Origin of the sequence: Leptolyngbya sp. FACHB-261, from assembly GCF_014696065.1 — a bacterium.
Classification (GTDB): Bacteria; Cyanobacteriota; Cyanobacteriia; order FACHB-261; family FACHB-261; genus FACHB-261.
Genome location: NZ_JACJPL010000024.1, coordinates 24,519 through 42,639 on the forward strand (window position 1 = coordinate 24,519; position 18,121 = coordinate 42,639).

The window sequence follows — 18,121 nt, forward strand, 5'->3', positions numbered from 1 at the left end:
AGCGTCTATCAAGTTTGGTATTTAGGTAGTGAGGCTTTCATGACTCAGGCCCCGTCCCGTCCTCCTTTGCATCTAGACTCACCCCGTCGGGTTCCTATTCCGCCTCCGCTCCCTGTGCGACCGGGCCTGCGCACAACAGGCATTGAGATCCCAACGGCACCTGTAATTCAGGTCAACCCCACCCCGGCACCCCTCGGCCCGCTCCGCCCAACCTTGATCCGGTTAGCTTCCGTTGTCAAGACCTACCAAAATGGCAGCCCTAGCCTGAAAGGGGTGGACCTAGAGGTTCGGCAGGGCGATTTTCTATTTGTGACGGGTCCCTCCGGTTCTGGTAAGTCAACCCTTCTGAAGTTGCTCTACGGCGAAGAACGGGTCTGTCAGGGTGAAATTACTGTGGATGGCTTTGACCTCAGCCGGGTTCGTGGTCGTCAGCTTGCAATGTTGCGCCGTCGCATCGGCATCGTGTTTCAGGATTACAAGCTCATTCCCCGCCGTACAGTTTCGGAGAATGTAGCCTTTGTCCTGCGCGCTCAGGGCTTCGACCGCAAAGAAATTCGTCGGCGTTTAGCACCGGCCCTGCGGATGGTGGGTCTATGCGACAAAGCAGATCGTTTCCCTGAAGAACTCTCTGGCGGAGAGCAGCAGCGGGTCAGTATTGCGCGAGCAATTGTAGGCACGCCACCATTGCTATTGGCAGATGAACCCACTGGTAATTTGGACGCCGCCAATGCTTGGCAGGTGATCAAGATTCTCAAAAAGCTTAACTCGTTTGGGGTAACGGTTATTGTCACCACCCACGATGAGAATTTAGTGCGCATCTCCAACCATCCGGTCGTGCAGTTGCGTGCTGGTCAGTTGCACCCTGTCCGCGATTTATAAGCGATTTATTAAGCTCTACCATGCGCCGTTTCCTCACCAAGCTGGATTATCTGTTGCGGGAAACCCTCTTGGGGCTGCGGCGGGGCGGTTGGATGAACTGGGCTGCGATCAGCACAGTGACTGTGTTGTTGTTTCTGTTTGGCATCAGCTTGCAGACCTCCTGGCAGCTCAATGGCCTACTAGAGCAATTGGGCAATCAGTTAGAAGTTTCGGTCTACTTGCAACCGGAAGTGCGGGCTCAAACCATTCAAGTCCAGATTTCTGGTTTGGATGGCGTTGCGGATGTTCAGACAGTCACCAAAGAAGCAGCTTGGCAGGGTTTGCTCAAGGAGTTGGGCAACACCGATATTCAGGGTGCAACAGCCCAGCTAGAGGGCAACCCCCTAGTTGATTCTTTAAAGGTCAAAGCCCGAAACCCGGAGCAAGTCTCAGCGCTCGCCTCTCAAATCGAACAAATCCAGGGAATTGATGAGGTGCAATATGCCAATGAGGCTGTCCAAAGTCTGGCACACCTCAATCAAGGGTTGGGTTGGCTTAGTCTAGGCGTCATCACCGTTCTGACCCTGACAGCGATCGCTGTGATCACTACGACAATTCGCCTAATCGTCATGGCTCGTCGCCGTGAAATCGAGGTGATGCAGCTGGTTGGTGCAACGGTAGTTTGGATTTATTTCCCGTTTATTTTGCAGGGAATTACCTTTGGTCTAACGGGGTCTGCTGTCGCCTGGGGTTTGATTGTTGGTGTGCAGCAATTTCTGGTCGATATTCTGCAACAGCAGCCAGATCTGGTGCAATTTTTTGCCGAGAGCCTAGCCCTCAAACCGTTGCAAGTGTTGTTGCTACCATTGATTTTGATTGGTTTTGGCACAACCGTGGGAATCGTTGGCAGTTTGTTCGCAGTGCGGCGCTTTGCCCTGCGCTAGATTTGCCTTGCCCCAGAACTAATGGTCAGATACTAAGGGCCAGATAATTTAGAGACTCGAATCTAAATCCGAGTCTCTCGCTAATTACCGTGATCGCTCGCAGCAATTGAAGGAACTGAAGCCCTTGAGGGCATGTCACCCAACCAACGCTCTGCTTTCCCTGTCAGGCTCTCTGTCAGTTGCTGAATTAAATCTGGTAATTGCTCCCGGCTGTAGCCTAGCAAGTCAACCAAACCTAGAGGTTCAGGAGTTTCTGGCCCAAACACATAACGCCACAGATTTGCATCAGGCGCTAACTGAATCGAGCCATGCTGTAGAACAGCACCATGACGCCAAACTTGGGCGCTGCCGATCAGTTTGCGGCCATCGTTAAGAACCAGGTCAGCGTCTGTGGCAGTGCCAAAGCAACTGGGGTTGTGGATATAACCACGGCCAGTACAGCCAAAAGACAATTCAACGCCAAACTCTCGCAACCCCTCGATCAAGAAGGTGCAGAGTTGGCGGTAGATTTGGCAACGGCGTCCTGACAGCCAGGCAGCAGGCAGCACCAGGGCATAGGTTAGATCTGCTTGATGCAGTACCGCTCGTCCACCGGTCGGACGACGTACTACATCAAGCCCCAATGAACTTAGGCTCGACCAGTGTGGCAGCACCCGCTGGTTGCGGCCTAAGGATAAAGCAGGAGGATTCCAAGTATAGAAGCGCAGAGCTGGTGCCTGAGTCAGCATGGACTCATCCAGGGCCATCTGCGCTGCACCAGGAGCGCTCAGAAAAGGCAGTAGACGCGCCGAGCTAGGCACTAAACTCCGCCTGTAATACCTCATCATGATCGTCCGCGATCGTTGCTACTACAGTGATCGCTCGCGAAATTTCGCCAGGGGATAGATCAGCCACAGTGCGAGTCGCCAGGACGACAACCTCATCATTAAAGATGCCAAAGCGCGCTTCGTAGGTGTCCACCCAGTTCATCTCCAGCAGCTTGCGAGTCAGACGGGACTCATCCTTGGCGGGTAATTTCAAAATCGAAGACCAGACTGTTAGCGTGTCGTCGTCAGTTTCACCAGTGAGCTGAACGAATACTTCAACGCTGCCATATTTAAACTTCCAAATATCACCTGCGTCACTGTGATTGACCAAGGCGGTCTGGTCCTGGTCCATGCTGCCAATCACCGTTTGGATGACTTCGCGGTGGCTGGCAACGCTTGTTTCATCGTCAAGATCAGCGCTGATCGTGGTCTGCTCGACCAGGCTTGTGTTTTGGTCCATCGTTAACCTCCAGAATGTACAGGCGTGGGGCAGCCTCTCCAACTGTACTGAAATGTGCTGAGGGGATGCACTCCAGTGCCACAATCGGACCAGTCCGCATCGCCTGGCGTCTCTGGTATGACTGAGCCCGCTTCCATTAGTCTTCACTATCACGAACGCACCAAGTATTCACCCGAGAGCATTGCGGCCAATGCCCGCAGCTTGGATTGGAACACCCAGCCCGCCCCCTTCAAGGATTACCCAATAGGTAAAATCCTGGATCTGAAACCGTATCTTCGAGCAGAAGTTGCCTCAGCCAATCGGCCAACCTCCCACTTCCAATGGTGGCAACGCTTATCGCAATTGCTCTATCTAAGCTACGGCGCTACAGCAGTCTTGCGCTACGCAGGCGGCGGCGTAATGTATTTGCGCGCTTCCCCTTCAGCCGGTGGCCTGTACCCAGCAGAGGTTTACCTGCTCTCGCGGGGCCTATGGCTGGACGGACAGGAGGTTCTTGGCCCAGGGCTTTACAACTACCAAGTGCCCACTCACTCCTTAGTTCACTTCTGGGAAGACTCGATTTGGCCGCAGCTTCAAGCGGGATGCTGCTTTCATCCTGCGCTCGAAACGACCCAGCTTGCCCTGGCGACTACAGCAGTGTTCCACCGTTCTGCTTGGCGCTATGAAGACCGTGCCTATCGTCGGGTCTTTTTAGATACAGGTCACTTGCTAGGCAGCATCGAACTAGCCTGTGCGATCAATGGTTTTCGTCCGCATTTATTGGGTGGCTTTATCGATGCCGCCCTGAACCAATTGCTCTATTTGGATGCTGATCAGGAGAGCACAATTACGGTTATTCCACTCGCTGACCTCAGCGATTCTCAGCAGTATCTCAGCTCTGGTCCAACAGCACTGGCATCCGAAGTACAGGTGGATTATCCCGTGATCCCCGACGGACAACTGCTGAGTTATCTTCATCGTCAAACTGAGATTCGAGCCTGTCCTATCCCTGCGGCGACAGCAGTAGCGTCGGCAGAATTAGAGCAACCTGATAAGTACAACTTCCCCTTTTGTCTTAAGGTGCCAACTCAATCTGCCGCGATTGATTGGGGCAGTGGGCTTGGGGCTTTGGCAACAACCGTTGCTAACCGCCGCTCAGTGCGCGGCGCAGGCTATACAGGCCAACCCCTGACGCTAGAAGAGCTGCGGGCAATTCTAGATTTTGCCTATCAACCTCAGAATTATCAGCCCCAGGGACTCGACCCGGCACCAGACTATTTCGAATTGAGTTTGATCGAGACATTTGTAGCAGTAAACAACGTTGAGGGTTTGGAGGAAGGCTGTTATTACTACGCACCCCAAGCACAAGAACTGAGGCAAATTCGCTTCAAGAATTTCCGCTCAGAAATCCACTACCTTTGCCTGCAACAGGAGTTGGGCCGTGAAGCAGGGGCTGTAATTTTTCAAACCGCTGATCTCCGTCAAGCGGTTAGCCGCTACGGGGAGCGCGCCTACCGCTACTTACACATGGATGCAGGCCACCTCGGCCAGCGCTTGAATCTAGCAGCAGTGCGGCTGAGCTTGGGAGCCTGTGGCGTGGGCGGCTTCTTTGACGATCAGGTCAATGCAGTGTTGGGCATTCCAGAAGACGAAGCAGTCCTCTACATCACAACCTTGGGCCGTCTTGCGCAACAGAGCTAGCTCCAATCACAGAGCTTCAGTCAATTGTTTTTGGAGGTTCGGTTGCGATCCCAGCAGTCTCGCTACAAACACTTCAGCTGAAGTGAATTTTTAGGAGGGAAAAATCGTCGTCAAAAGTGTTTTTGCCATTGACAGTTTGGATAGCTTGTAGCAACTGATCCCAACTGAATGGGCTAGCGGGTGCGTGAGTCATCAGTAAGTCTACAAACGCATCCAAACCCCAAGCTTGCTCTTGATCAGGTTCAATCTCATAAACACCATCACTGAAAACATACAGCGTGCTAGCGGGTTCAATCTCGCAGGAAGCACTCGCATATTGCAGGTCTGTAAACATGCCAATTGGAACGGCAGGGGTTCTCAAACGCTCCGTTTTCAGCTTAGCGCCTGATCCTGAGAGCAGAATTGCGGGCGGATGACCGGCACTGGCGTAGGTTAAACGGCGCTCGGACTGGTGATAAACCCCGTACCAAATCGTGAAGTAAGTATCGTCCTGATGACTAATTTGAACAGTTTCGTTTAAGGCCTTCAACACTTCATGGGGCTGGCGAAAATCAACACCGGGTAAAGATTGGGAGCGCAGCAAGTTGAGAATTGAAATAGAGGGTAACGCTGCCCTCAAGCCGTGGCCAGAGACATCCAGTAAATAAATGAGCAGATGTTCTGAATCCAGCCAATAGTAATCAAAACAATCTCCTCCCAATTGTCTTGAGGGAATAAAGCGAGCAGCGGTAGTGACTGTACCCGTGAGTTGCGGCGGTAACAGAGAGCTAACATACTCGGCAGCTTCCGCTAACTCCAATTCCAGTGCTTGCTTTTGAGCTTGTAAATCTTGGGTTAGCTGGCGCAAGCGCAATCCTGCCCGCACCCGCGCCTTCAGTTCGTTTGGCTCGATCGGTTTGGAGAGAAACTCATCAGCCCCAGCATCTAGACCACGAATCCGATCCGTGATCGCATCGCGGGCCGTCAGCAAAATAAAAAAGGTAGTGGCTAGGTCTGGATCAGCCTTCAGTTGACGGCACATCTCCAGGCCATCCATCACTGGCATCATCCAATCACAAACGATCAGGTCAGGCTGGGTCTGCTTGGCTTGCAATAAGCCCTCTGCCCCATCCTTGGCAACTGTCACTTGATGCCCTTCATCCTGAAGTAACCGCCGCACAATCAGCCAGTTTGTGGGTTGATCATCGACTACTAAAATTTTTGACATCGTCAGCGGAGGGAGATTCTCAGAGGGGAGTCGGAGCGGATAGAGCTTTACTCAAAGTGCCCTAAACCTAGGTGCGGTCATCAATTCCAATGGGTAAGAGCTGGTTCTATCAGCCTTGCGTGGACTCCTGGGGGTATCCAGGGGGTACTACACTCTTGGATGGACCATCTCGCGGCTAGTCCAGATAGGGCGCAAAGGAGTCGATCGATTGTGACTGCGAGAGTACTCGACGGCAAAGCGTTAGCGGGAACGATCCAAGCAGAGCTAGCCCAAGCTGTTGCTAACTTGAGCGAGCGGGTGGGGCGTCCGCCAGGTCTTGCTGTTTTGATGGTGGGGGACAATCCAGCGAGCGCTGCCTATGTTCGCAACAAAGAACGGGCCTGTACTCGTCTGGGTATCGCCTCGTTTGGCAAACATTTTGCAACTGATATTAGTCAGGCTGAGCTCAGCCAGGTAATCCAAGATCTCAATACTGACGAGCGTGTGGATGGCATTTTGATTCAGCTGCCATTACCGGAGCACCTCGATGCTGTGGCTCTGCTCAATCAGCTCGACCCAGATAAAGATGCCGACGGGTTGCATCCGCTTAACTTAGGACGCTTAGTCCGAGGTGAGCCAGGACTGCGCAGTTGCACCCCGGCTGGAGTGATGCGTCTGCTTAGCGAAACTGGCACTTCTCTTAAAGGGAAGCAAGCAGTTGTGGTTGGCCGCAGCATTCTGGTCGGCAAGCCTATTGCCCTAATGCTGCTGGAAGCGGATGCCACCGTCAGCATTGCTCACTCGCGCACGCCCCATCTAGGCGAAATGACCCGTATGGCTGAGGTGTTGGTGGTGGCAATGGGGCGTCCGGAGGCGATTTCTGAAGAGATGGTCCGTCCGGGCGCTATTGTGATTGATGTTGGAATTAATCGCGTGATCGACTACGAGGGCAATTCACGACTAGTCGGGGATGTTGCCTACGAGCCAGTCCGAGAGGTTGCCAGCGTGATTACCCCTGTACCTGGCGGGGTTGGTCCCATGACGGTGACGATGCTGATGCACAATACAGTCTGGAGCTATTGCCAGCGTAATCACCAACCCTGGCCCTTGAGTAAGTCTCCCTGTTTCTAGTACGTCTCCTTAGGTAGTACGTCCTCTGAGTCTGTCGCCCCACAACGAAAGTAATGACCAAGGCGAGCATCCAGCTTAAACATCCCTTCGACCTGACCGAGTATCTATCTCGGCGGCAACTCCTGGTCGAGCAAGCCCTAGAGGAATCGATCTCGACTGCGTATCCCGAGAAGCTCTACGAGGCCATGCGCTACTCTTTGCTGGCGGGGGGCAAGCGACTGCGGCCAATTCTCTGTCTGGCAACCTGCGAGTTGCTGGGTGGCACAGTTGACATGGCTATGCCCACGGCCTGCGCCCTAGAGATGATCCACACGATGTCGCTAATCCACGACGATCTGCCGGCGATGGATAACGACGACTATCGACGCGGCAAGCCCACCAACCATAAGGTCTACGGCGAGGCTGTGGCGATTTTAGCGGGAGACGCACTGCTGGCCTACGCCTTTGAGTATGTTGCGGAACACACGCGCGGCGTAGCAGCTGAGCGGTTGTTGCAGGTGGTGGCTCGGCTCGGCAAAGCCGTTGCAGCAGAGGGCTTAGTGGGGGGTCAGGTGGTGGACCTTGACTGCGAAGGCCGCACAGACGTCACCCTGGAAACTCTAAACTTTATTCACACGCACAAGACGGGAGCCCTCTTAGAGATTGCTGTGGTTTCAGGAGGTATCCTGGCCGGGGCCGGACCTGCCGAAGTTGAGCACCTGACTCGCTATGCTCAAAACATCGGCCTCGCTTTCCAAATCGTGGACGATATTTTGGACGTTACGGCAACCGCTGAAGAATTGGGGAAAACTGCGGGCAAAGACCTCACAGCTCATAAGGCAACTTACCCTAGCCTGTGGGGACTAGAGGAATCTCGCAGTCAGGCCAAACGTTTGATTCAATCGGCCAAAGCAGAACTGGAGCCGCTCGGTCCCGGCGCAACGCCTTTACTGGCTCTAGCCGATTACATCGTCAGTCGCACCCACTAATTCCTGAACGCACTCATACGCTCCATGCAGGACATTGGCAACGTCATCAATAATCGGGTGCTTCTGGCTGCGCTTGTAGCCTGCTTGATCGCGCAGGTGCTGAAACTGATCATTGGCTACATTTCAAGTGGCAAACTCAACCTGCGGGTCCTAACTGAGACGGGGGGGATGCCCAGTTCTCACTCGGCCCTAGTCACAGCGTTAGCAGCTGGGGTTGGTTTGACCGAGGGTTGGGAGAGTATTGACTTTGCTATGTCCTCCGTGTTCGCCTTTATTGTGATGTACGACGCGGCGGGCGTGCGACAGGCTGCAGGCAAACAGGCTCGGATTCTGAACCAGATTATTGACGAGTTTTTCCAAGAAGATCACCACTTCAATGAGGATCGCCTCAAGGAACTTCTGGGACACACCCCTATTCAGGTCTTTGCTGGGTCTGCCTTGGGTGTGGCTGTAGCCTGGCTAGCGGGACCCGCCTAAGGCTAGGCATCGACGCGGAGAATTGATGACACTACACCATAGTTCAGGTCGCTGGCGTCTTGGGCTAGCGCTGTCCCTATTGACGGTGGTTTTGTGGGGAATTCTGCCCATCACGCTGAAGGTGACGCTGCAAGCACTGGACGTCTACACCGTCACCTGGTTTCGGTTTCTAGTTTCCTTCGCCTTGCTAGCGCTCTATCTAGGGCTGCGACAGCAATTGCCTAAGTTAGCGACGCTGCGAGCTACACCCTTGAACCTGTTGGTTATCGCCACGGTCAGTCTGGCTCTGAACTACCTGCTGTATCTAGAAGGGCTGAACCAGACCACAGCTGCCAACGCTCAGGTGTTGATTCAACTAGCCCCAGTACTGCTGGGCTTGGGCGCTTTAACTATTTTCAAAGAGCGCTACACCCAGTGGCAATGGCTGGGTTTGGGAACACTCGCTGCCGGTTTGGTGCTTTTTTTTGATGAGCAGCTACGCACCCTGGTGACTGCGCCGCAACAATACTTGTGGGGCAGTGGTCTGATTCTCTTAGCGGCGGCAATTTGGACGGTCTATGCCCTGGCCCAGAAGCAACTGCTGCAAAAGCTGCCCTCAGCAGTGATTATGTTAGCTATCTATGGGGGATCAGCCTTGCTGTTCAGTCCCGTGGCCTCCCCCCTGCAAATCGGCAGTCTGAGCCCTCTACATCTGAGCATGCTGCTGTTATGTGCCCTAAATACCTTGATGGCTTACGGGGCCTTTGCTGAAGCCCTGGAACATTGGGAAGCTTCTCGGGTTAGCGCTGTGTTATCTCTCACGCCCTTGGTCACGCTGGGAGCCGTGTTCACCGTCGATCTGATTTGGCCAACCTTGATGCCGCCCGAGCCGCTTACAGTGCTTGGCTTAACTGGCGCAGTTCTGGTAGTGGTAGGGTCGCTGGGGATCGCTTTAGGTCGAAGCAGCAAAGCAGTGAAAGGTTGAGCTGACGGGTTAAGTTGCGTTGATTTGGATTGCCTTGCATTACTTTGAGTTGCTCGGCACTCAACTATGACAAACTTACTTGAATTTTTTGTCTAATTTAGAATAAATAAGAAAAGCACCATTCAGTGTCCACGACGACTAATTTTCGGTGCGTAGTTCCAAATCAATGCTTTTGGCTGAGATTACTGAAAATCTCTTGAGTCTTTCGGCCGATTAGTGGCTCAGCTGCTTGCAAAGTCAGCTATTCTAGCGAATGTAGAGTATTCCTACATCTCGCAGATCCCCTCGGTTGGAATCTAGGACTCAATCCTAGGAGCCCAAGCCATTTATCGGATGCAAATCAACCCATCCGGACAGGCTTGGTTCTATGCGGTCACTGAGCGAGTTGCAGTTAGCTAATGGAGATTTATGCAGTCCCAAACTCTAGAAACGCACAACAGTGACAACCCATCCTTTGAAGTCACAGTCTTCAAAGGGCATCGTCATACACCCAGCCACATTGTGTCGTGTCTGAGTCAGAACGTTCCCAATATGAGCACGGCTGAGATCAACGAGGTCATTGATCAGATCAACCGCACGGGCAAAGTCACAATTCGGTTGGGCAGCGACTGTCAGGTTGTGAGAACTTGCATTCGTGGGCTCTCCGCAGGGGGGTTCAAAGTCGTGTCGACACGCTCGGCCTAAGACTTCACCACAGGAATGGGATCAGCCGGGTGCTAGCTTTTTGGTAATCGCTGTAGTCAGCATACTTCTCGCTCATTGCTTGCTCCTTCTCAGCGATTCGTTTTAGATAGAGCAGCGCAATTGAGCCCGGCACCAAATAAGCCCAGATGGATCCTGCCAGGACCGCAAAACTGAAATAGCGAAGCAGATCGCCAAAGTAGTTCACGTTGCGGCAAAAGCGCCAGATTCCATCGCGCACCAGCCCTAAACTGAACTGCTTGGCGGTCATTTTTTGTACGTCGGCACTGGTATTGATCAAACTGCCAAAAATGTACAGGACTAAGGCAATCGCTGCTGTCAAAAAGGAGAGTGGTTCTGGATTGGTAAATGCTAGATAACCAGGCAAAGCATAGAAAATACCAACAATTAGCAAGGCAGAAATCAGCCCGAGAGGACCAACGGGATCACTGAATAATTGCCGTCTTTGCGGATAAAGCCACTGCTCGAATAGCCACCAGCAGCAATAGCTCAAGTGCAAACACATGTACAACAGCTGACGTAGATCGGGCAAGCCAAAGACTAAGGCACAGGCTATCAAACAGACAATGGTCAGCACTTTTGCCAAGTTGATTGCCGTGAGTTGAGTGACACCCCAGGCTTGAAAGCGAGTCAGGTTTTGCATATCTCCGTTAAAAAGAGCACAGCCTTACCGAACGATAGGTTAAGGCGGCCCACTATCATGGGGTAACGATTTGACCTAATTGTAAACTTCGGTAAAGCAATTGCCCATGCTCTCTCGCATCCAGGACCTGACCGACCGTCTGATCCCTCGGTTGATCGAGATCCGACGTCACTTACATAGTCATCCTGAACTGAGTGGCCAAGAATACCAGACAGCAGCCTATGTAGCAGGAGTCTTATCCTCAGCCGGACTACGGCTAAGTGAAGGGATAGGCCGTACTGGTGTTTTAGCGCATTTAGAAGGCGGCGAACTGAACGGGGATCAGCGCCTACTGGCCATTCGTACTGACATGGATGCTTTACCCATTCAGGAGCGTACCGGCCTAGAGTTTAGTTCGCGCACAGCAGGAGTCATGCATGCTTGCGGCCACGATATCCACACGACTGTGGGCTTGGGCGTAGCGATGGTTCTGGCTCAACTGCGAGAGGAATTCCCTGGGCAAGTACGCTTTCTGTTTCAGCCGGCTGAGGAGATTGCTCAGGGCGCAGCTTGGATGATCGCGGATGGGGCTATGCAGGGAGTAAGCGCCATTCTGGGAGTTCATGTCTTTCCCTCGATCCCAGCTGGAGTGGTAGGCATACGCTACGGGGCGTTAACTTCAGCTGCCGATGATTTAGAGATCACGATCCTGGGCGAGTCGGGGCATGGCGCCCGTCCGCATGAAGCCATCGATGCCATCTGGATTGCAGCTCAGGTCGTGACGACGCTGCAACAGGCGATCAGTCGGACACAGAACCCCCTGCGACCTGTTGTGCTCAGTTTTGGCAAAATCCAGGGGGGACGGGTGGCCAATGTCATTGCCGACCAAGTCACGCTCACCGGAACTGTGCGTTCGTTGCATCCTGAAACGCGATCCAAGCTGCCCGCTTGGATCGAACAGATTGTCGAAAGTGTTTGTCGTCCCTATGGTGCTCGTTACCAGGTGGACTATCGACGCGGCGTCCCTGGCGTGCTGAATGCTCCAGTTCTCAACCAGCTGATCGAGTCTGCGGCGCAAGAAGCCCTAGGCCCTAGCCGAGTGCAGGTCCTACCAGAGCCTTCACTGGGAGCTGAGGACTTCGCGATGTATCTCCAACATGCTCCCGGTGCAATGTTTCGTTTGGGTGTAGGCCGTCCCGATGTGCAAAATCCACCCCTACACCACCCTCAATTTGATGCCGATGAGTCGGCAATTGCGGTTGGGGTAAAGACGCTCGCCTACAGCGCCTGGAAATACTGGCGGACCGAAGATTAGACCAAAAGATTAAACCAAAAGATTAAGCCAAAGATTAGACCGAGGCTTGAACCGATTTACCAGCCAGCGGGGATGCCTTGGTTCGAGCTAGCCTGAGCCGGAGCAGTTTGCGCAGAGTTGGCAACCTGGACCTGAACCTCTACATTTTGGACGCCCTGAACTTGCTGAGTCAGGGTAGCAATGTTGTCGCGTTGGGTCTGATTCGCTACCGTCCCTGATACTGTGACGGAACCATTCAGCGATTGAATTCTGAACTGGCCGTCGGGAATGTTCGTTTCCAAGGTGTTTAGTACCTGACGCGCAATATCAACGTCCGATGCCTGGGCTTGCTGGTTCGGGGTTTGGGCTGTGTTATTGGGTTGAGCTTGAACTGGTGTTTGAGTTTGGGGTTGTTGGACCGGAGTTTGTACTTGCGGCTGGGTTTGCGGTTGAGTTTGCGGTTGAGTTTGGGGCTGTTGAACCGGAGCTTGCCCTTGTGGTTGAGTTTGAGGAAGCTGAGCTTGGGGCTGAGTACGGGGAAGGGAGCCGGGCGGCTGAGCTGTTGGATTGTTAGGATTCGTCTGGTTGGGCTGTGCCGTACCAGGTGGAACATCCCGAGATTGAGCGGTCGGAGCTTGGGCACGTGATTCAGGACCATTACAGGCAGCCGTTGCCAAGACTAAGAAGCCGCCGAGCAGGACGAGCGTTAGCTTTGCCATTTTTTGAGTTCCTTATAAGGTTCCAGACATTAGCCGAGAGCCGACAAAACCGTTAGCGATAACGTAGCTTACCGACCCTGTTGAAGGCACGGAGCTAGCAGCTTTTAAGGCTAAGCCTGACATAGGCCAGCCCTTCGCGAATCACTCTGAGGAAGTGATATCCATTTGGGTTGCACCACTCCTCTCCCTAGCCTACAACTCGACGCGACCAACCCAATAAGCCCAAGGCAACGCTGCTCTTTACTCAAGTTTCAAGAACGAACTTTTAGGATGCAATCAAGCTAGGTTAGAACTATTAGTTTAGAATCTCAACTTTAAAATCAGGCTAAAACGCTTAGAGAAAATTTGAACTTGTTGTGGATGGACATGCAGAATTGATTGGAATTTGAAGTAGTTAGAAAGAAAGCCTCTGCGCACAGCACAGAGGCAGTAGGTCATACAGATTTACGGCATTAAAATAACGCCTGATATTTTTGTAACCTTATCTAGTCAGAAAGAACTGCCAAGCTGGCAGAAAGAGCACGAGGCTTGCAGATAGCAATTAAAAGTCACACGGACCTTATGACTATTTCCACACAGTTTCACTGAATATTTTCTTTGCTTAACTCACCCAAGCTCCCTCAGCGAAGCGCACCGCGAAATCAGCCAGGATCAGAGCAGCGTAGCTGAGCAGGGCATAGCCCCAAACCCGATAGCGAACCCCCCAGAGGCCAAAGGCAACCGCCAGTGAAACAATGCCATAAGCATAGCGTTCCAGTGAATCGATGCTGCCAGAAACAAGGATTAATCCTAAAGAACAAAAGCCATACAGCATCGCTACGGAACTTAAGGCTGCTTGTTGATGCCAAAGTAGATAACCACCTCCCCAAATTAAAACTAGCTTCCAGAAAACACCGGGACTCAGCAACCAAGTGTGCTGAACCAATCCTAAAAGACAAAAAATCAGCACAAATAAGAACGGCTTGAACTTTTGGCGCCAGAACCAAAGTCCATAAACACCCATTAGCAGGAGCACGACCCACAGCAGATGAAGCAGATATTGAGCCAAGCCCTTCTCTGGCACCACCGGCCCAATTAACACCGCTGCCAATACTCTTAACCAACCTTGCCAATCAAAACCTAAGCCCGCGCGCCAGCCACGCTGAGCGTGGATAAACGCCAGGGGATCCCCGAATTGTATTGCACAGTAAAGGCTGTAGAGTAACAAGCCAGTGCCAACAACCAGCCCTGCAAGATAAGCACCGAGCCCCCGACGTTCCCGTAACGCTGCCAGCCAAAAAGCGGGAATCAGCGTGATGCCAGTAAACCGAGTTGCAGTCGCCAGTGCCCCCCAAATTGCTGCCCAAGCATGGCGGTGCTGGTCAAAGGCGCGGAGTGAGGCTGTAGTGAATAGCAGAAACAGGCCTTCCGAATAAACGACAGTCCCAAACAGCGATAGAGGGCACCAGGCCAGAACTGCCGTTGCCCAACGCGCCACCTGAGGACTATGGCAAGTCCTGACCCAGCCATATAGAACTTGCAATGCGCCTAGAAACGCCAAGTTGTTGATCACCAGTCCCGCTAGCTCACCGGGCAGTCCTAAGCTCGTACCGCCCCGGATCAACAGTGGCAACAATGGAAAGAAGGCGGTGGAATTGTAGAGCTGGCCTTCGACATGGCTATAACCCGACCTGGCAATGCGCAGATACCAATCGCTGTCCCAATGCGAGAAAGTATTCCAGCTCAAGCCGGGCGCATCAGGGTTGAGCAGTGAATTGATGCCGATGGCAGCAACAATCATGCCTCTGCTGCCAAGCCACAGTGCAAGTACATAGGAGAAGGGATAAGCCCACCAAGAATTCTGTTTATCCCAAGGCTGGCCGAAACGATAGCTCAGTGGCATTTAGAGCTGGCCCTCAAACTGATACCTGCAAACTAGTAGCAACCAGGAGCTACTGCCAGTTCCAGCTGGTTACTAAAACTGACACTGGTTCGCTCGCTCAATCAGGCAGCTAGCGCTCTGCTCGGCAGACAAACCAGAAACATCAACGGACTGAATCGGCACGGAGCGCCGCTGTAGATCGTAGCGATAGGCCTTGTCGTAATAATCCAGCACCAAGTGAATGGCATCAGGGTTACCTTGTCGGATTAGCTCGACTGCCTGCTGAGCGCGCAAGCCACCCAGATGCTTCTTGATTCGCTGCGTGGCTGCGATCAGAGCCTCTGTCCCGGCACTTCCATACTCCGCTAGCAAAATTTCAACTCGTTCTGTGCGCGAACGATTGACCTCTAGAATGGGTGACTGCTCCATCTGAGCGAACAGTTCTTCGGGCAGGCGACAGATACCAACGCGGCGGCTCTCAGCCTCAATCCACACTCGCCTTTGCGGATCGAACTTTGCCCACTGCGTAGCCAGACAGTTTTCGAAGTGCTCGGTACTGGGCTGAGGGCCCAGGCCCAACGCTCCGTAGCTGCTACCCCGGTGGTTGGCGAGGTGCTCTAGATCCAGCACTTGCTCACCCTGCTGCGCTAGTGCGGTCAGAATCATCGTTTTGCCAGTGCCGGTCATGCCACCTAGAACTACTAGAGGCTTGGGCACCTGCAAACAGGTCCGTACCCAGCCGCGAAAGGCTTTGTAACCTCCCGTGAGTACTGAGACATTGAGACCCGCTGTTTCCAGCAGGATTGCCATGCTGCCACTGCGCATACCGCCCCGCCAGCAATGTAGCCGCACCTGACGCTCCGGGGCCAGTGCCTTGGCCTTAGAGACAAAATCCGCCAGCTTAGGACCAACCAGTGCTAAGCCCAACTCCACTGCCTGCTCCCGCCCCTGCTGCTTATAGCAGGTGCCAACCTGGGCACGCTCCTCGTTGTTAAACAGCGGAAAGGCCTTGGCTCCCAGGATGTGACCTTGCGCGTACTCAGCCGGACTGCGCACGTCGAGGATTACCCCTGGCGCCTTGAGGAATTCAGTAGCACTCAGCGTTTGTGGCATGATCGCAAACTAATAGGTAGGCTTGTCCCCTGTTGGGGCTGCACCCAACCGATAATTTCGCTGTGGGCATAACCTAATTCTCGCAAGCGAGCGACACAGGCAGTGGCTTGGGATGCAGGCACTGCGGCCAGCAGGCCACCTGAGGTTTGAGGGTCGAACAGCAAGGGGTAATGGGAATGTTGCAGCCACTCAGCAGCATTCTGATTTTGAATCTGGTGACTGGCTTGCAGATTCTGTGGCTGGAGCGAGCTGACAATGCCCAATCGTAGGGTCTCGCAAGCTCCAGGTAGAGCGGGGATTGCTTCCAGATCCAAGTCCACGGCAACCTGATCAGAGGCACGGACCATTTCCAGCAGATGACCCAGGAAGCCAAAGCCAGTGACATCCGTACAAGCAGTGGCCTGGTGCTGTCGCAGAGCAGAAACTGCGCTCTGGTTAGATTGCAACATCGACTGAACCGCAGCATCGATCCAGGCACCTTTGGCCTGCAAGCGCATCTGAGCTGCGAACAGCGTGCCGGTACCCAAAGGCTTGGTCAGAATTAACGCCTGACCTGGTTGCAAGCCACCCTTGCGCAGTAAGTGTTGAGGCTCGGCCAAGCCATTACAGCTCAGCCCTAGTGACAGTTCAGCCCCTTCGCTGGTATGTCCACCGACTAGAGGTGTTTGCGCCTGGGCTAGCACCTTCAACACACCAGACAATAACTGGTAGAGAGTTTCTTCAACTTTGGCTTCCTCTGCGTAGGGAATGGTCACCATCGCTAGCGCTGACTGAGGCGTTGCGCCCATGGCGAAGAGGTCACTCAGGCAGTGATTAGCGGTGATTTGGCCAAAGACGAACGGGTCATTAATCAGGCTGCGAAAGTGGTCGAGCGTATGCAGCATGACCTGACCCGCAGGCACCTGTACCACAGCCGCGTCGTCCGGAGCCTCTAGACCAATCAGAATGTCATCGCGTTCGCTCCAGCCCAACTGCTGTGACTGAATCCGCCGCAGAACTCGCGCCAAGACCGAGCTGCTCACTTTAGATCCGCAACCTGCACAGCGCATTGAAGATTGGGCAGGCTCGGCCTGTGAGGCCTCCGCTATTGCGCTGGGCTCTAGCCGTTGCGTCATCACCGGTAGGTTGCTGAAGCGCTGCATAAACTGGCGATCGATATGGTCTTTCCAACGCCAGAGCAAGCGAGATTCGGCTCCCCAGGCACCCCGGAGCGCTACTGCTGAGCGGTCCCCAGTGCCAATCAGGGCCAGAGAGCGAGCTTGGGGATAGTAGGGCTTGAGCGGTTGACCCAGCAGAGTGCGGCGCAAGTTCTCATACAGTGGCTTCCCCTGACGCACGGCAAACACGCCGGCCTTGGGTCGAGCTTGGACCAGGGCTGCAACATCACCGGCGGCAAACACTTGAGGATGGGACGATTGCAGATAAGAGTTGACCTGAACAAACCCCTCAGCATCGGTCACTAGCCCGGACTCTCGCAACCAGGCTGGAGCGCTGGCCCGAGTCACCCAGAACAGATGGTCAAACTTCACCATCAGGCCCGACTCGCAGATCACCTGCTGCGGTTGCACCTCGCACACCGTTTCTTGCAAATGCACCTGAACACCGCGCTGCTGGAGAATTTGGTGGAAGCGACGGCTGACCCAGGGCGCGTAGGTTGGCAATAGGTCAGCACTGCGCTGAAACAAGTGGATTTGGAGGTTAGTGGAAGGCTGGCCCGCCGCCTGCAACAGCTGCTGCAAGTGAGCCTGAACCGCCAGGGTCAGCTCCACGCCACCGGCACCACCGCCGACCACGGCCAGAGAGCGAGGAATCTCGGGTGCCTCAGCCACTGCTGCCACCAATTGCTGCCAAGCTGCGAGAAAGCGAGGCACCGGCTTGATGGGCAGGCTGTAGTCCAGTGCACCGGGCACTGCCAGCGCTTTAGGCGTGCTGCCCGTGTTGATCGAGAGCAGATCGAATTGCACATCGGGCCGGTTGGCACAGATCAGGCGGCGGTTCTCTAGATCCAGCCCAATCACCCGGTCAACGTAGAACTGGGCCTGCGCGAACTGAGCCAAGGCTCGCAGGTCGATGTGGCACTCATCATGGCTGTAGAAACCAGCGACATGACCCGGTAGCATCCCCGAGTAGGGCGTGTCCGAGGTTTCGCTAATCAGGGTGATGCGTAAGCCGGGCAGGGGCTTCATGCCAAATTGCTTGAGGGCAATCGCGTGACTGTGACCGCCCCCAACCAGCACTAAGTCTTTGACAATTGGCTGTGCAGCTTGCATGACGAGAGACGATGCCCTGACTGAACTAGTTCACTTCTAGGGCGCATTCCTAGGGTGTATTTCTAG

At 53.9% G+C, this 18,121-nt stretch carries 17 protein-coding genes; 9 read left to right on the forward strand and 8 right to left on the reverse strand.

Annotation, left to right across the window (positions count from 1 at the left end; genetic code table 11):
• The first annotated feature begins 39 nt into the window (after positions 1-39).
• Both ftsE and H6F94_RS14645 read left to right on the forward strand, forming a co-directional pair.
• Positions 40-879, forward strand: a complete 840-nt coding sequence (gene ftsE / locus H6F94_RS14640; protein ID WP_190802986.1) for a cell division ATP-binding protein FtsE — start codon at positions 40-42, stop codon at positions 877-879.
• A 20-nt stretch (positions 880-899) separates the two neighbouring features.
• Positions 900-1,802, forward strand: coding sequence for a cell division protein FtsX (locus tag H6F94_RS14645; RefSeq protein ID WP_190802987.1), 903 nt, complete (start codon positions 900-902; stop codon positions 1,800-1,802).
• An 80-nt stretch (positions 1,803-1,882) separates the two neighbouring features.
• Here H6F94_RS14645 and H6F94_RS14650 read toward each other — a convergent pair whose 3' ends face one another.
• Together H6F94_RS14650 and H6F94_RS14655 are read right to left on the reverse strand one after the other, a co-directional pair.
• A complete protein-coding gene (locus H6F94_RS14650; RefSeq protein WP_199320441.1) occupies positions 1,883-2,602 on the reverse strand; it encodes a lipoate--protein ligase family protein in 720 nt (239 codons plus the stop codon).
• Complete coding sequence (locus H6F94_RS14655) at positions 2,595-3,068, reverse strand: YbjN domain-containing protein (protein ID WP_190802988.1); 474 nt, start codon at positions 3,066-3,068, stop codon at positions 2,595-2,597. Before H6F94_RS14655 ends, H6F94_RS14650 begins: the two co-directional genes overlap by 8 nt.
• Before the next feature lie 75 nt (positions 3,069-3,143).
• Here H6F94_RS14655 and H6F94_RS14660 point away from each other — a divergent pair, with 75 nt between their 5' ends.
• A complete protein-coding gene (locus tag H6F94_RS14660; protein ID WP_313949297.1) occupies positions 3,144-4,748 on the forward strand; it encodes a SagB/ThcOx family dehydrogenase in 1,605 nt (534 codons plus the stop codon).
• A 73-nt stretch (positions 4,749-4,821) separates the two neighbouring features.
• On the opposite strand, the gene H6F94_RS14665 is transcribed toward H6F94_RS14660, so the two are convergent.
• The gene (locus tag H6F94_RS14665) at positions 4,822-5,955 is read right to left on the reverse strand and encodes a PP2C family protein-serine/threonine phosphatase (RefSeq protein ID WP_190802989.1); all 1,134 of its coding nucleotides are present in this window, start codon (positions 5,953-5,955) and stop codon (positions 4,822-4,824) included.
• Between the two features lie 210 nt (positions 5,956-6,165).
• Here H6F94_RS14665 and folD point away from each other — a divergent pair, with 210 nt between their 5' ends.
• The 5 genes from folD to H6F94_RS14690 all read left to right on the forward strand — a co-directional run bounded on the left by folD (position 6,166) and on the right by H6F94_RS14690 (position 10,158).
• Positions 6,166-7,065, forward strand: a complete 900-nt coding sequence (folD, locus tag H6F94_RS14670; protein ID WP_396426436.1) for a bifunctional methylenetetrahydrofolate dehydrogenase/methenyltetrahydrofolate cyclohydrolase FolD — start codon at positions 6,166-6,168, stop codon at positions 7,063-7,065.
• A gap of 53 nt (positions 7,066-7,118) precedes the next feature.
• Entirely contained in the window at positions 7,119-8,033 is a 915-nt protein-coding gene (crtE, locus tag H6F94_RS14675) for a geranylgeranyl diphosphate synthase CrtE (RefSeq protein ID WP_190802991.1), read from the forward strand.
• A gap of 24 nt (positions 8,034-8,057) precedes the next feature.
• The gene (locus tag H6F94_RS14680; protein WP_190802992.1) at positions 8,058-8,510 is read left to right on the forward strand and encodes a divergent PAP2 family protein; all 453 of its coding nucleotides are present in this window, start codon (positions 8,058-8,060) and stop codon (positions 8,508-8,510) included.
• A 25-nt stretch (positions 8,511-8,535) separates the two neighbouring features.
• A complete protein-coding gene (locus H6F94_RS14685) occupies positions 8,536-9,474 on the forward strand; it encodes a DMT family transporter (protein WP_190802993.1) in 939 nt (312 codons plus the stop codon).
• 408 nt (positions 9,475-9,882) lie between these two features.
• The gene (locus tag H6F94_RS14690) at positions 9,883-10,158 is read left to right on the forward strand and encodes a hypothetical protein (RefSeq protein WP_190802994.1); all 276 of its coding nucleotides are present in this window, start codon (positions 9,883-9,885) and stop codon (positions 10,156-10,158) included.
• Positions 10,159-10,162: 4 nt separating this feature from the next.
• Here the strand turns inward: H6F94_RS14690 and H6F94_RS14695 are convergent, their stop codons facing one another.
• Positions 10,163-10,819, reverse strand: a complete 657-nt coding sequence (locus H6F94_RS14695; RefSeq protein WP_190802995.1) for a DUF1295 domain-containing protein — start codon at positions 10,817-10,819, stop codon at positions 10,163-10,165.
• Between the two features lie 106 nt (positions 10,820-10,925).
• Here H6F94_RS14695 and H6F94_RS14700 point away from each other — a divergent pair, with 106 nt between their 5' ends.
• Positions 10,926-12,113, forward strand: a complete 1,188-nt coding sequence (locus H6F94_RS14700) for a M20 family metallopeptidase (protein WP_190802996.1) — start codon at positions 10,926-10,928, stop codon at positions 12,111-12,113.
• 56 nt (positions 12,114-12,169) lie between these two features.
• On the opposite strand, the gene H6F94_RS14705 is transcribed toward H6F94_RS14700, so the two are convergent.
• The 4 genes from H6F94_RS14705 to H6F94_RS14720 form a co-directional block, all read right to left on the reverse strand.
• Positions 12,170-12,811: a BON domain-containing protein gene (locus H6F94_RS14705; RefSeq protein ID WP_190802997.1), complete on the reverse strand. Its 642-nt coding sequence runs from the start codon at positions 12,809-12,811 to the stop codon at positions 12,170-12,172.
• Between the two features lie 601 nt (positions 12,812-13,412).
• Positions 13,413-14,693, reverse strand: coding sequence for a mannosyltransferase family protein (locus H6F94_RS14710; protein ID WP_190802998.1), 1,281 nt, complete (start codon positions 14,691-14,693; stop codon positions 13,413-13,415).
• Positions 14,694-14,765: 72 nt separating this feature from the next.
• Positions 14,766-15,785, reverse strand: a complete 1,020-nt coding sequence (gene mnmH / locus H6F94_RS14715) for a tRNA 2-selenouridine(34) synthase MnmH (protein WP_190802999.1) — start codon at positions 15,783-15,785, stop codon at positions 14,766-14,768.
• Positions 15,770-18,055 carry a slr1591 family oxidoreductase gene (locus H6F94_RS14720; RefSeq protein ID WP_190803000.1) on the reverse strand — a complete coding sequence of 762 codons (2,286 nt, stop codon included), beginning with the start codon at positions 18,053-18,055 and terminating at the stop codon, positions 15,770-15,772. Before H6F94_RS14720 ends, mnmH begins: the two co-directional genes overlap by 16 nt.
• Between the last annotated feature and the right edge of the window lie 66 nt (positions 18,056-18,121).

Coding starts and splice junctions, on each gene's coding strand:
- ftsE (WP_190802986.1), top strand. CDS start 40: ATGACTCAGGCCCCGTCCCGTCCTCCTTTGCATCTAGACTCACCCCGT.
- mnmH (WP_190802999.1), bottom strand. CDS start 15,785: ATGCCACAAACGCTGAGTGCTACTGAATTCCTCAAGGCGCCAGGGGTA.
- H6F94_RS14700 (WP_190802996.1), top strand. CDS start 10,926: ATGCTCTCTCGCATCCAGGACCTGACCGACCGTCTGATCCCTCGGTTG.
- H6F94_RS14705 (WP_190802997.1), bottom strand. CDS start 12,811: ATGGCAAAGCTAACGCTCGTCCTGCTCGGCGGCTTCTTAGTCTTGGCA.
- H6F94_RS14685 (WP_190802993.1), top strand. CDS start 8,536: ATGACACTACACCATAGTTCAGGTCGCTGGCGTCTTGGGCTAGCGCTG.
- H6F94_RS14720 (WP_190803000.1), bottom strand. CDS start 18,055: ATGCAAGCTGCACAGCCAATTGTCAAAGACTTAGTGCTGGTTGGGGGC.
- H6F94_RS14665 (WP_190802989.1), bottom strand. CDS start 5,955: ATGTCAAAAATTTTAGTAGTCGATGATCAACCCACAAACTGGCTGATT.
- H6F94_RS14655 (WP_190802988.1), bottom strand. CDS start 3,068: ATGGACCAAAACACAAGCCTGGTCGAGCAGACCACGATCAGCGCTGAT.
- H6F94_RS14680 (WP_190802992.1), top strand. CDS start 8,058: ATGCAGGACATTGGCAACGTCATCAATAATCGGGTGCTTCTGGCTGCG.
- H6F94_RS14695 (WP_190802995.1), bottom strand. CDS start 10,819: ATGCAAAACCTGACTCGCTTTCAAGCCTGGGGTGTCACTCAACTCACG.
- crtE (WP_190802991.1), top strand. CDS start 7,119: ATGACCAAGGCGAGCATCCAGCTTAAACATCCCTTCGACCTGACCGAG.
- H6F94_RS14645 (WP_190802987.1), top strand. CDS start 900: ATGCGCCGTTTCCTCACCAAGCTGGATTATCTGTTGCGGGAAACCCTC.
- H6F94_RS14690 (WP_190802994.1), top strand. CDS start 9,883: ATGCAGTCCCAAACTCTAGAAACGCACAACAGTGACAACCCATCCTTT.
- H6F94_RS14710 (WP_190802998.1), bottom strand. CDS start 14,693: ATGCCACTGAGCTATCGTTTCGGCCAGCCTTGGGATAAACAGAATTCT.